The sequence below is a fragment of the Ensifer adhaerens genome, from assembly GCF_002940685.1.
Lineage (GTDB): Bacteria > Pseudomonadota > Alphaproteobacteria > Rhizobiales > Rhizobiaceae > Ensifer > Ensifer adhaerens_E.
In genome coordinates, this window is record NZ_PNFP01000004.1 from 324414 (window position 1) to 337107 (window position 12694).

General features: G+C 63.9%; 9 protein-coding genes. 5 read left to right on the forward strand and 4 right to left on the reverse strand.

Annotated elements, in window-relative coordinates:
* Positions 1–108 precede the first annotated feature (108 nt).
* Positions 109–1158, forward strand: coding sequence for a GTP 3',8-cyclase MoaA (gene moaA / locus C1A35_RS10115; protein ID WP_104664188.1), 1050 nt, complete (start codon positions 109–111; stop codon positions 1156–1158).
* Positions 1159–1296: 138 nt separating this feature from the next.
* Here the strand turns inward: moaA and C1A35_RS10120 are convergent, their stop codons facing one another.
* Positions 1297–3840, reverse strand: coding sequence for a methyl-accepting chemotaxis protein (locus C1A35_RS10120; RefSeq protein WP_104664189.1), 2544 nt, complete (start codon positions 3838–3840; stop codon positions 1297–1299).
* 455 nt (positions 3841–4295) lie between these two features.
* On the opposite strand from C1A35_RS10120, the gene C1A35_RS10125 reads away from it, so the two are divergent.
* From C1A35_RS10125 to mobB, 3 genes are read left to right on the forward strand one after another with little or no spacing between them, the layout of a single operon-like run.
* Positions 4296–5204, forward strand: coding sequence for a DMT family transporter (locus tag C1A35_RS10125; RefSeq protein ID WP_104664190.1), 909 nt, complete (start codon positions 4296–4298; stop codon positions 5202–5204).
* 9 nt (positions 5205–5213) lie between these two features.
* On the forward strand, positions 5214–5879 hold the full coding sequence (mobA, locus tag C1A35_RS10130; RefSeq protein WP_104664191.1) for a molybdenum cofactor guanylyltransferase MobA: 666 nt from the start codon (positions 5214–5216) through the stop codon (positions 5877–5879).
* The gene (gene mobB, locus C1A35_RS10135; RefSeq protein ID WP_104664192.1) at positions 5876–6415 is read left to right on the forward strand and encodes a molybdopterin-guanine dinucleotide biosynthesis protein B; all 540 of its coding nucleotides are present in this window, start codon (positions 5876–5878) and stop codon (positions 6413–6415) included. The genes mobA and mobB overlap by 4 nt, the downstream gene beginning before the upstream one ends.
* On the opposite strand, the gene C1A35_RS10140 is transcribed toward mobB, so the two are convergent.
* The 3 genes from C1A35_RS10140 to C1A35_RS10150 all read right to left on the reverse strand — a co-directional run bounded on the left by C1A35_RS10140 (position 6412) and on the right by C1A35_RS10150 (position 11343).
* Positions 6412–8007 (reverse strand): SEL1-like repeat protein, encoded by a 1596-nt coding sequence (locus C1A35_RS10140; protein ID WP_104664193.1) that lies wholly within the window; start codon positions 8005–8007, stop codon positions 6412–6414. The two genes, mobB and C1A35_RS10140, sit on opposite strands and share 4 nt — an antisense overlap.
* A gap of 192 nt (positions 8008–8199) precedes the next feature.
* Positions 8200–8943 (reverse strand): polysaccharide deacetylase family protein, encoded by a 744-nt coding sequence (locus tag C1A35_RS10145; RefSeq protein WP_104664194.1) that lies wholly within the window; start codon positions 8941–8943, stop codon positions 8200–8202.
* A gap of 141 nt (positions 8944–9084) precedes the next feature.
* Positions 9085–11343: an OmpA family protein gene (locus tag C1A35_RS10150; RefSeq protein ID WP_104664195.1), complete on the reverse strand. Its 2259-nt coding sequence runs from the start codon at positions 11341–11343 to the stop codon at positions 9085–9087.
* A gap of 417 nt (positions 11344–11760) precedes the next feature.
* Here C1A35_RS10150 and C1A35_RS10155 point away from each other — a divergent pair, with 417 nt between their 5' ends.
* A complete protein-coding gene (locus tag C1A35_RS10155; RefSeq protein WP_104664196.1) occupies positions 11761–12543 on the forward strand; it encodes an ABC transporter substrate-binding protein in 783 nt (260 codons plus the stop codon).
* The last annotated feature ends 151 nt before the right edge of the window (positions 12544–12694 follow it).

The following is a 12694-nucleotide window of genomic DNA, read 5'->3' on the forward strand; positions in this document are numbered from 1 at the left end:
ATCGGCCCGCGAGAATTACCCGTCTCTTCCGATCAACACTTTGCGACAGTATGCGCCTTGACGCGAGCGGCCTCGACGACGACATTGAAAGGGCTGGGAGAAAGACGATTGAACACAGCGACGATAGACAGATTTGGCGCTTTGCCGCTCGAGCAGAAAACCGCTCCGATGATCGACCCGTTCGGCCGGGCGATTACCTATCTGCGCGTGTCCGTCACCGACCGCTGCGATTTTCGCTGCACCTACTGCATGGCCGAGCACATGACCTTCCTGCCGAAGAAGGATCTGCTGACGCTCGAAGAACTGCAGCGTCTCTGTTCCGCCTTCATCGAAAAGGGTGTGCGCAAGCTGAGGCTGACCGGCGGCGAGCCGCTGGTGCGCAAGAACATCATGTTCCTGGTGCGCGAACTCGGCAAGGAAATCGAAGCCGGCCGGCTCGACGAGCTGACGCTGACGACCAACGGTTCGCAGCTTGCGAAATATGCCGCCGAACTCGCCGACTGCGGCGTCAAGCGCATCAACGTTTCGCTCGACACGCTCGATCCGGCGAAATTCCATCAGATCACCCGCTGGGGCGATCTTTCCAAGGTTATGGAAGGCATCGACGCGGCCCAGGCCGCCGGCCTGAAGATCAAGATCAACGCAGTGGCGCTGAAAGGCTTCAACGACGCCGAGATCCCCGATCTCATGCGCTGGGCCCACGGCCGCGGCATGGACCTGACGCTGATCGAAACCATGCCGATGGGCGAGATCGAGGAAGACCGCACCGACCATTACATGCCGCTCTCGGACATGCGCCGGCAGCTGGAAGAGCAGTTCACCTTCTCCGACATACCCTATCGCACCGGTGGTCCGGCCCGTTATCTCGAAGTGGCGGAAACCGGCGGCCGCCTCGGCCTGATTACGCCGATGACGCATAATTTCTGCGAGAGCTGCAACCGCGTCCGCCTCACCTGCACCGGCACGCTCTATATGTGCCTCGGCCAGAACGATGCCGCCGATCTCAGGACGGCGTTGCGCGCCTCCGAGGACGATGCCTATCTCAGCCAGGTGATCGACGAGGCGATCGGTCGCAAGCCGAAGGGCCACGACTTCATCATCGACCGCGAGCACAACCGCCCCGCCGTCGCCCGCCACATGAGCGTCACCGGCGGCTGATCGCTCCGCACAAGTTGACCTGAAAAACAACCGGCAGGCGGCCCCTCAACCGCCTGCCGGCACCTTCTCCACGCAATTGGGAGAAGGGATGTGGGGAACACATGCGTGTCCCCACGTACCCCTTGTGACTATGGAGCCCTAAGCCGCGTAACTCGCACGACCGTTTCCGCGCCCACCGATCCCCTCGGTGCCGGTACGAAACCGCTCGATCTTCTCGTTCAGCGCTTCGACCTGTCGGCGCAGCCCGTGGATCTCGGCCGTGTTTTCCTCGACCATGGCAGCATTCTGCTGGGTGATCAGCTCGACCTCGTGCACGGCCGAATTCACTTCGTTGAGGCCGGTGTACTGATCGGCCGCGGACGCCTCGATGTTGCTGACGAGGTCGTGGATCGTTCCGATGTGGCTGTTGATGACGGTGAGCGCATCGCCGGTTTCCTGGACGAGGGCGACGCCGCTTCTGACCTGTGCCGAGCTTTCCGAGATCAGCCCCTTGATCTCGCGGGCAGCACCGGCGCAACGCTGGGCGAGCTCGCGCACTTCCTGCGCGACGACCGCGAAACCACGGCCGGCCTCACCCGCGCGAGCCGCTTCGACGCCGGCGTTGAGCGCCAGCAGGTTCGTCTGGAAGGCGATCTCGTCGATCACGCCGATGATCGTGCTGATCTTCTCCGAGGAGCGGTTGATCTCGGCCATGGCATCGATCGCCTTGGCGACCACCTGTCCGGAATGCTGGGCGTAGGAGTTGGTTTCGCCGACCGAGACCGTCGTCTTGCGCGCGCTTTCGGCCGTTGCGCGAACGATGTCGGTCAACTGCCGCAGCGCCCGCGAGCTTTCTTCGAGCGCTGCCGCCTGCTGCTCGGTCCGGCGCGCGAGATCGTCCGCCGACGAGGCGAGATTGCCCGTACCGCCGGTGATCTCGCCGGTGACGACGCGCACGTCGGCAAGCGTCGCCCGCAAGGCCTCCACCGCGTTGTTGTAGGTGCGGGCCATGATCACGTAATCGGCCGGCAGGTCTTCCGACATGCCTTCCTCAAGGTCGCCGTCGGCAAGTGCTGCGAGCACGTCGGAGAGCGCATTCAGCGCCTGCATCTGCTCGGCCTCGACGCGCGCACGTTCCGCGGCGCGTCGTGCCTCCTCCTCGGCCGAAAGCGCGCGTGCTGCTTCCGCCTCGCGTCCGAGCCGCACGTTCTCGACCGCATTGTCGCGGAAGACGGCGACCGAGCGCACCATGTCGCCGATCTCGTCGCCGCGGTTGCGGCCTTCGATCGCGACGTCGAGATCGCCGCCGGCAAGCCGCGTCATCGTTTCGGTCACGCGCTTCAGCGGTCCGCGCAGCGTTTCAACCAGCATCAGGCCGCCGATGATGGCGAGCAAGGTGCCGGCGATCATGGCGACGATCGAGACATCGGCCGAGCGCTGGCTGTCGACCTTGCCGGCTTCCTGGGCGCTGCTGACGAAGCTTTCGAGCGTCGTGCTGGCAGTGGCGACCATCGTTGCCGCTTCGCTCTTTGCCGCCTGCCAGCGGCCGCCGACGTCGATCAGTGCGGCGGTGCCCTTGTCGATATTGTCGAGCGACGGACCGAGCTTGCCCGGAAGATCACGGAGAGCCGCATTCTTGCCGCCGAGTTCGCCGAGCTTGCCCGCGGTTTCGCGCACCGCCTGGATATCCGCCATGACCGGCTCGCGGCCGGCGGCATCGAGCTTGCGATGCAACTCGCTGATGTGCAGCCGCGTGCTGTCGAGCCCCTTGAAGGTGTCGCCCATCAGCGCGATCAGCGTCTTCAGCTGCGAGATCTCGGCATCCATGCCGACGAAACGCTTGGCTGCGGTATCCGAATTCTTGGCCGCTTCCTTGGCGAAGCCGGCCTCGTATTTCGAGAATTTGCTGAGGATCGGCACGAGCGCATTCTTCTTCGCCTCGTTGTCCTCGCCGCCGGCAAGGATCGCCTGCACCTTGAGCGCCTGGTCCTTCACTTCGGCGATCGGCGCCTGCACCTTCTCCGAGGCAATCTTTTCCGCCTCTTCGATCTGCTTCAGGAGATGCGGCAGAAGCTTGCCCGCCTGGTCGACCTTGGCATCCGGATTGACGGCCATCGTCACCGGCAGGCGGAACTTCTTGATCCGTTCGGCAAGCCCCTGATAGGCGGCCGCATCGAAGAGCAGCGCCTTGGCAAAGGCTTCCTTCTCGCCCGATTCCTTGCGGATGATGTCGATCTGCTTATAGGCGCCGTTGCCCTGTTCGGTCATGTCGGCGAGCGCCTTGTCGAGCGACGCCGTCACCTGGTCGCGCTCGAGCTTGGTCGCCCAGAGTTTTCCCGTCTGGCCGCGCATCGCCTCGCCCAACGCCAGCACCGAGGCTATTTCCGCCTTGTCTTCACCGCGCGTCAGCAGGCCGTCGAGTGTCTTCACACCGCTTTCCTGCTGGTCGATCTGGCTCGAGAGCGCCGTGCGCGTTTCCTCGCTCGGCGCATCCGAGAAGGCCTGCAGCGCGCCGCGCAATGCCTGGAAGTCCGAGAGGTTGTTGATGGTTTCGCGCGTCACGGTCATGTGGCCGTTGAGCGTGCGGGCGGTAAAGAAGCCGATGAGACCAATGCCGGCGATGAGCGCCACGAGCGGGACCACAAAAAGCAGAACCTTGGTGACGATACGCAGCCGTTGCAGCAAGCGATCGATGAAAGACATTGCGCACCCCTGATTATTCTTATGGGAAGCAGGCCCGCGCGGCGGCTTATTTTGGTGGGAACACCGACGGGAAGCAGGCCGCAGGCTCTCCCAAGCCTTGGGCAACGTCCCTGGAATGGCCACCCTGCAAGGTCTGCTGCGGCGCCACCCCGCCGATCGCGTCATGCGAATGGATGCGGAATTGTGGCGACGATAGGCAGCGAAACTTAAGATTCCGCGAATAAGCTTATGTTCGTTCGCACCGTTTTACCGGCTTGCGGGCAGTCTTTCCGGCAAGGGGGCTCGCCCGAAAGCATGCTTTTTACTTGTCGGAGAAGAAAAGTCGCGGCGACATGCGATCCCGTTTGCACAAGCCGGCAGCCAATGCTTAAACATTGGGCGATCCCATCCCGTGGATTCGCCTCCCATCCGCCGGCAGCGCAAGCCCGCTTGTCCGGCGTCGCAGGACAACCCGCATGCAAGCCTCCACCAATTTCCGCGGCATTCTCTTCATGTGCCTGGCGATGGTCACGTTCTCCTGCAACGACGCCCTCGTCAAATCCGTCACCGGCGCCATGAATGTCGGCCAGATCATCTTCGTGCGTGGACTGCTGACGACACTGATGGTGCTGCTCGCCGCCTGGCACTTCCGCGCCTTTCGCCCGCTCGCAACGCTGATGCGCCCGGCGATCCTGCTGCGCATCGCCATGGAGGCACTGGCCTCCGTCACCTATATCTCGGCCCTCGGTCAGATCCCGCTCGCCAACGCCTCTGCCATCATGCAGGCGCTGCCGCTGGCCGTCACGCTTGGCGCCGCACTCTTCCTCGGCGAACCGGTCGGCTGGCGGCGCTGGACAGCAATCATCGCCGGCTTCATCGGCGTGCTGATCGTGCTCAGGCCCGGTCCCGAGGGCTTCACGCCGGCGGCGCTGACCGTTGTCGCCTGCGTCTTCGTCACCGCGACCCGCGATCTCTGTACCCGTCGCATCGGCCACGACGTGCCGTCACTCTACATCACCGTGTCGACCTCGCTCGTCACCACCATCGTTGGCGCCCTGCTCATCCAGCCGATGGGCGGCTGGCAGCCGATGTCGGCGACGACCTTCGGCCATATCGCCGCGGCAAGCGTGCTCTTGATGCTCGGCTACCAGACGATCGTTCTCGCCATGCGCGCCGGCGACATCTCGGTGATCGCGCCCTTCCGCTACACCAGCCTGATCTGGTCGATCGCGATCGGCATCTTCTTCTTTGCCGAAGTGCCGGATCACTGGATGCTGGTCGGTGTCGCGGTCATCATCGGTTCGGGCCTCTACACCTTCTATCGCGAGACGCTACGCGGCCGCAAAGCCGTCGCCCAGCGTTCGCTGACCGGCCCGCTGGAATAGGAGCTGCCGATGCCGGAAAGCCGTCCCTCGCCTCTGATCAGCGCAACGCCGCCCGCAGTCGTCCTCGCCGGCGGCTTGTCGCGCCGCATGGGAAGCCCGAAGTCCGATCTTCAACTCGGCGGCCGGACGATGCTGTCGCGCATCGTCGCCCGGCTGCGACCGCAGGTTGGAAACATTGCCGTCAACCTCAACGCCGAGCCGGCAGTCGGCATCGACGGCAGCATCCCTGTGATCGCCGACACGGTTCCGGGCTTTCTCGGGCCGCTCGCCGGCGTGCTCACGGCCATGCGCCACGTTGCGGCGACCACCCCAGACGCCAGCCACGTCGTCGTCGTTCCGACCGATACGCCGTTCTTTCCGCATGATCTCGTCTCGTATATGGCCGCCGCAATGACCGAGCATCAGCAGATTGCCGTTGCGGCATCCGTCGGGCAGATGCATCCGCTGTTCGCACTCTGGCCGGTGGCGCTTGCGGATGATCTGGAAAGTTGGATGGCCAAGGACGCGAAGCGGCGCGTCCGCGCCTTCATCGAGCGCCATGCCTCGGTCACGGTCGATTTTCCGGTTATCATGACGTCGAAGGGCGCGTTCGACCCCTTCTTCAACGTCAACACGCCTGAAGATCTGGCCGAGGCGGAGGAATGGTTGCGCTTCTTCGAGGGAAACAAACCATGAGTGCCATGAAGATCTTCGGCATCGCCGGCTGGAAGAATTCGGGAAAAACCGGGCTGATGGTGCGGCTTGTCAGCGAGCTGACGCGGCGCGGCTACGTGGTCTCGACCGTCAAGCACGCGCATCACGACTTCGACATCGACAAGGTCGGCGCCGACAGCTACCGCCACCGCGAGGCCGGCGCCCACGAGGTGACGATCGTTTCGGGCACGCGCTTCGCCATCATGCACGAGTTGCGTGGCGCGCCCGAGCCTTCCTTCGGGGATATCCTGGCGCGGCTTGCGCCCTGCGATCTCGTGCTCATCGAAGGCTACAAGCGCGAGCCGATCCCGAAGATCGAGGCTCGCCGCCTGGAATCGGCGAACCGCGAGCCGCTGGCTCCCACCGATCCGCACATCTGCGCGATCGCCGCCGATCACCCGGTCGCTGACAGCGATCTCCCGGTCTTCGACCTCGACGATACCCCGGCGATCGCCGATTTCGTCGAGAAGGTCACGGGCCTCAAGCGCACGGCCAAGGTTTCCTCGCCCAACGATTAAGGCGGATCCGAGCCGCGAAACTCCTTCGGCAGTGCGTTGAGCCCCTGTTGCGCCTCCGCTTTCCCCTGGGCGGCCGCCTTCACATACCATTTCGCGGCTTCCGACAGGTCCTGCGCCACACCGACGCCCTTGGCATAGGAGATGCCGAGGTTGAGTTGTCCATCGGCAAATCCCTGCAAGGCCGACTTGCGAAACCACGAGACAGCCACGGCCGGATCGAGCGGAACCCCGATACCGTTGAGATAGGCCATTCCGAGATTGTTCTGGGCGACTGCGTACCCTTGCTCGGCGGCAAGCGTATAGAGCCGCGCCGCCTCCTTTTCGTCCTTCTCGACGCCACGGCCATCCGCATACATCAGCGCCAGATTGAACTGCCCGGACGGGTCGCCGCGGTTGGCCAGGAGCCGGAACCAGCGTTCGGCCTCACCGTAATCCTGGGGAACACCCCTGCCTTCGAGATACATCACGCCGGCATTCATCTGTGCCTTCGCATGCCCCCGCTTGGCGGCCTGGAGCAGCCAGCCGAAGCCGGTGGCGTCGTCCTTTTGGACGCCGCGGCCCAGAATGTAGAATGTCGCAAGATCGGCCTGTGCCTCCGCCACGCCTTGATCAGCCGCCTTGCGGCACCAGGTTACCGCCTCCCGGTCATCTCGCTCGACGCCGACTGCGCGCGAATAGATACCGCACAGCAGGTACTGCGCAGCCGGGTGGCCTTTTTCCGCCGCGGCACGCAGCAGGCGCAAGCCTTGCCTGTGGTCCGTCCGCCCTGCCGCCGGATCGAAGTAGCGCCTGCCGGCATTCACTTGCGCCTGAGTATTTCCTTGCTCGGCCGCGCGCAGATACCAGCGCATGGCCTCCGCATCGTTGCGCACGACGCCGATGCCCTTTTCATACATGTAGCCGAGATTGTACTGCGCGCTTTCATGCCCCTGGATCGCCGCTCTCGACATCAGCCGGTAGGCTTCCTGTTCGTCTTTCGCCGTTCCGGTACCGTGCACATAGGCCAAAGCGAGATTGTGCGCGGCTGCAGCCAGCCCCTGGTCCGCCGCCTTCCTGTACCAGCCGACCGCCGCCGTGTCATCGCGCGCCGTGCCACGCCCTTGCTGCAGCATGATCGCCAGGTTGTATTGCGCCAGCGAATAACCCCCGTCGGCCGCCCGCCGATAGTGCGCCGCCGCCTGAGCTTCGTCCTTCTCGACGCCCAGCCCCTGCTCGTAGATCACGCCGAGATTGTAATCGGCGCCGGACGATTTCTGTTGCGCCGCCAGCCGAAGCCAGCGCGCAGCCTCGGCATAATTCTGCTTCACGCCATCGCCGCCGGCGAAATAGAGGGTGCCGAGATAAAACTGGGCTTTGGCGCTGCCCCTTTCGGCTGCCTTGCGATACCAGCCGATGGCCTTCATCGCGTCGCGCCCGACGCCGTCACCCGTCTGGTAGCGCAAGCCGACGCTGACCTGTGCTTCGGGGTCGCCGTTTTCGGCGCGGGCCAGCACCTGTTCGAACGCCGGCGCGCTGCCACTGTCGGCAAGCACCGGCAGGGGGCGCACGGGCGACATCAGCACGGCCAACAGTCCGACGACGACACGCTTCATCAATACCTCCCGTAGCGCACGCGCAGCGCTTCGATCCTATGATGAGGTTTCGGCCAGGAGGACTTGATTTCGACGGACCGCTTCAAAGCGTCGAGCAGCGGCTTTCAAGGTGCACGCTCGCACCTGCACCTGCCAGATCTCAGGCATGCCTCAATGCAGCGGACATTTTCCGGCCAAAGCCGTCGTTTTCCGTCAATTCGTCGCGCCGACGATCATTTCGTCCGGAATATCGTTGAGACGCACGAAGCTGTAGCCCTTCGCCTTGAGGTCGAGGATGCCGCGGGCAACGCCGGCGCCGGCCGAATGGGTCGGCTGGTTGATGTGGGCGATGATCACGTCGCCGTCCTTGGCGCTGCGGATGCGCTTCTCCGCCATCGCAGCACCCAGCAGCGAGCCGCCGTCGCCGTTCACCGAATAGCCGGCGATGCGATAGCCCATGGCGCGGATCTGGCTCATCGACGAATGGGTGTATTTCGCTGTCGCGCCGCGAAACCATTTCGGCGCCGGCAGGCCATGCGCCTTGATCGCGCCGGCCCCGCCATCGACTTCGGCTGCTACCGCCGCTTCCGAGCCCGCTGCAGCGATACCGTAGACCGAGATCTTCACGTCGATCGGCGGCACGTGCATGGCGCCGTGGTCCTCGATCTCGAACAGGTCCGGATGCGCCTTCATCACTTCGACGACGAGGCCGTTGCGCTTCAGCCAGCGCGCGGTGACGAAGATCGTCGCCGGGATCCGGTTCTCGATCAGGGTTCCAAGGATGCGCATGTCGGTGGCCCCGCTGCAGGCATCGAGCGTCAATGCGACTCGCGGCGAACCGGCCTTTCCCTCGGGATTGGCCGGCAGGCGCAGATCGGGCTCGACAAGCCCGGGCGCGGCTGCAGCCGTCTGGGCAAACAGAGTGGCGGCGATAAACGGCAAGGCAAAGGTCTTCATGGCAATCCGGGGAATGAAATGATGAGAGGCGATATCAGAAACGACAGAAACCCGCCTTTTGCGAGGCGGGTTTCCGGGATTTAGGCGGGCAGTCCTGCCCGAAGCTTGATCCGCGCCGGAGACCGGCGCTGACCCGCTTTGTTAGCGCTGCGCGACCGGGCGAACCAGCGGCGTCACGCGGCGAATGGTGACGCGGCGGTTCTGCTGTTCGGCATCCTGCGTGCGCACCTTCAGGAAGCGCTCGCCATAGCCCTGAGTCACCAGGTTTTCCGGCGGGATGCCGTAGACCTCGGTGAGCAGCGACGCGACCGATTCGGCGCGCTTGTCGGAGAGCACGAGGTTCGAGCGGTCGGAACCCACGGCATCGGTATGGCCTTCGATGAAGAAGGTTTCACCCGGATCCTTGGCGAGGACCTTCTCCATGGCGGCAGCAACCTTGCGCATGGTCTTGGCCTGAGACATCGACACTTCGGCGCTGCCCGTCGGGAAGGTGATCGTGTCGAGGTCGACGCGGCGCACCTTGTCGCGCAGGCGAGCGGAGTGACGGACTTCGTCGATCGTGTAGACGCGCTCGACGCGCTCCACCGGCGGCTCGGCCAGGAACTCGTAGTAGTCGCGGTCCGGATCGTCGGAAACGTCGGCGATGTAGTCGCGCACCGGAATGCGCAGGCGCATCGGCGGCAGTTCGTAGCCGACGTCGATGATCGCCGGACGCGGACCTTCGTCACGCTCGGGTGCGTAGATCATCAGGTATTCGTTGCCGTCGCGGTCGACGCGCGAGCGCTGCAGGATGTCGCCGTAACGGTTGTAGACGGTGACGATCCGGTAGCCGCCGGGGCGCACGATGGTTTCGCGGGTACGGCCGCGCGGCAACTGGTCGTAGAAAGTCTCTTCGGCGTCGTAGCGCAGGCGCGGACGATCGTCGCCGCGCACGAAGATCTGGTCGCCGACACCGAGGATCACGCGGTTGTCGACCTGCTCGACGATCTTCACCTCGGTGATGTTGTTGGTGATGTTGTTGACCGTCGTGTTGTTGTTGATCACCGTGTTGTTGATGATGGTGTTGTTGACGATGTTGGTCGTCTCCGGAACCACGAAGACCGGGGCCTCGTCGACGCGCGTACCCTTTTCGTTGAGGTTCGCCTCGATCTTCTGCGGCAGGTCGGCCTGGATTTCAGCGGCGATCGCAGCCTGGGCAGCGGCATCGTCGGCCGGCGGCGGCGCGTCCTCTTCCTTGGCGCGCAGTTCCTCGCGCAGCTTCTGGCGCTCTTCGCGCGCCTGGTTGCCGCCGGCGTTGTCGGCGTCCTTGTCGCTGTCGAGCACGGCCGCACCGTTTTCGACCGGCAGGACCACGGTTTCGTCGGTCGCCGCCGGGTCGTCGGCGATCTTCACCTTCTCTTCTTCCGTGCGGGTGTCGACCACTTCCGGAACCGGCTGCTGCACCTGCGGCTGCTCGGCAGTTACCGGCTGCTCAGTGCCTGGGGCCGGCTGACCTTCGCCGGTCTGCGGCTGCTCGGTACCGGGTACAGGCTGGCCTTCGCCAGTCTGCGGCTGCTCCGTACCGGGCGCACGCTGGCCTTCGCCGGTCTGCGGCTGCTCGGTACCGGGAGCGGGCTGGCCTTCGCCAGTCTGCGGCTGCGGCTCGACAGCCGGCGCGGTTTCGCCACCGGCCTTCTGTTCGTCAGTCGTGGCCGGCTGGTCGGCAGCCTTCTGTTCCTCGGCAGCCTTCTGTTCCTCGGCAGCCTTCTGTTCCTCGGCAGCCTTCTGCTCCTCGGCAGCCTTCTGCTCGTCGGCAGCCTTCTGCTCGTCGGCAGCCTTCTGCTCTTCGGCAGCCTTCTGCTCGTCGGCAGCCTTCTGTTCCTCGGCAGCCTTCTGCTCCTCGGCAGCCTTCTGCTCTTCAGCAGCCTTCTGCTCTTCAGCGGCCTTCTGTTGTTCGGCAGCCTGACGGGCAGCTTCCTCTTCAGCAGCCTTCTGCTGCTCGGCAGCCTGGCGTGCGGCTTCCTCTTCGGCAGCCTTCTGCTGCTCGGCGGCCTGACGGGCAGCTTCCTCTTCGGCAGCCTTCTGCTGCTCTGCAGCCTGGCGCGCGGCTTCCTCTTCGGCAGCCTTCTGCTGCTCGGCCGCCTGACGGGCGGCCTCTTCCTCGGCGGCCCGCTGCTGCTCGGCGGCCTGACGGGCAGCCTCTTCCTCGGCGGCACGCTGCTGTTCGGCGGCCTGACGTGCGGCTTCCTCCTCGGCCTGGCGCTGCTTCAACAGCAGCTGCTCTTCGTCAGGCTGACCGCCGCCCTCCTGTGCAACCTCGAATGGCTTCATCAGGTTGTCGGCGATAGCGGGCGGAACCGCCACGGACACCGACAGCACCGGCAGCGCAACGGTCGCGAAAAGTTTGGATCGAATCGACACTTTGTCTTCCTTCCTCTTCCTGGGAGGTCCTGGCCCGCATCCATTTTCCGATCCATGACATATGGAAGAATCGAATGCGAACGTGAATTCTTACGGGGCCTTGACCCAAGGTTCCGGCTTTTTTGTGTTGGCCGCGTAACGCCCGGTCCAACGCAACGCCCGAACCACGAACCGGTTCCTCCACTAGGGCTAGCGAAGCGAAGATTAACCGCCGCTGAACGCGCCGTTCATGTTCATTGCGCCACCGCGAACGCAATCTCCGGTCGAAATCCTTTTCCCGGTGACGGCCTTCGCTTTCCTGTTGATTTTTACTGGAAAAGAGTACGAATATCGCCACAACCGGCGGCAGACGCCCCGGCTGAAATTGGCATCCGCGAAAAACAGAAAACCGGATGTCGGCCAACAGAGAGGACTATCATGCGTATTTCCAAGCGGCTGGCAGCCGCCGCATCGGCTGCCGTTTTCGTGCTCATGGCAGGCTCGGCCATGGCCGACGGCGAAAAGGTCGTTATCGGCACGGAAGGCGCCTACCCGCCCTTCAACAACCTGGAAGCGGACGGCACGCTGACGGGCTTCGACGTCGACATCGCCAAGGCGCTTTGCGTGGAAATGAAGGCCGAATGCACCTTCGTGACGCAGGACTGGGACGGCATCATTCCGGCGCTGATCGCCAAGAAGTTCGACGCCATCATCGCGTCCATGTCGATCACCGCCGAGCGCAAGGAAAAGGTCGACTTCACCAACAAGTACTACAACACCCCGCCGGCAATCGTCGTGCCGAAGGATTCGCCGATCACCGAGGCGACCGCAGCCGCCCTTCAGGGCAAGGCGCTTGGCGCTCAGGGCTCCACCACGCACTCCAACTATGCCGAAGCGCATATGAAGGGCGCGGACATCAAGCTCTACCCGACGGCTGACGAGTACAAGCTCGACATCGCCAACGGTCGCATCGACGCCGTCATCGACGACGTGGTCGTTCTCTCGGAATGGCTGAAGACCACCGACGGCGCCTGCTGCAAGCTGCTCGGCACCCTGCCGATCGACCCTGTTATCAACGGCGATGGCGCCGGCATTGCCGTTCGCAAGGGCGACGACGCGCTGCGCGAAAAGTTCAACAAGGCGATCGAAGCGATCCGCGCCAACGGCAAGTACAAGGAAATCAACGAAAAGTACTTCCCGTTCGACGTTTATGGCAGCTGATTGACGGTTTCCGGCACGATTTCCTAGTGAATCATGCCGGAAAAACGTCGGTTGATGCGAAAATTGCAACGGCGGATGGCTTGCCCTTCCGCCGTTTTTGTTTGACAAGAGCCTAATACAAAAGCGCGATCGATACGCATAAGAACAGCGC

Excerpts from the sequence above, each read along its gene's own strand:
- C1A35_RS10120 (WP_104664189.1), bottom strand. The coding sequence starts at position 3,840 with ATGTCTTTCATCGATCGCTTGCTGCAACGGCTGCGTATCGTCACCAAG.
- C1A35_RS10125 (WP_104664190.1), top strand. The coding sequence starts at position 4,296 with ATGCAAGCCTCCACCAATTTCCGCGGCATTCTCTTCATGTGCCTGGCG.
- mobA (WP_104664191.1), top strand. The coding sequence starts at position 5,214 with ATGCCGGAAAGCCGTCCCTCGCCTCTGATCAGCGCAACGCCGCCCGCA.
- mobB (WP_104664192.1), top strand. The coding sequence starts at position 5,876 with ATGAGTGCCATGAAGATCTTCGGCATCGCCGGCTGGAAGAATTCGGGA.
- C1A35_RS10140 (WP_104664193.1), bottom strand. The coding sequence starts at position 8,007 with ATGAAGCGTGTCGTCGTCGGACTGTTGGCCGTGCTGATGTCGCCCGTG.
- C1A35_RS10145 (WP_104664194.1), bottom strand. The coding sequence starts at position 8,943 with ATGAAGACCTTTGCCTTGCCGTTTATCGCCGCCACTCTGTTTGCCCAG.
- C1A35_RS10155 (WP_104664196.1), top strand. The coding sequence starts at position 11,761 with ATGCGTATTTCCAAGCGGCTGGCAGCCGCCGCATCGGCTGCCGTTTTC.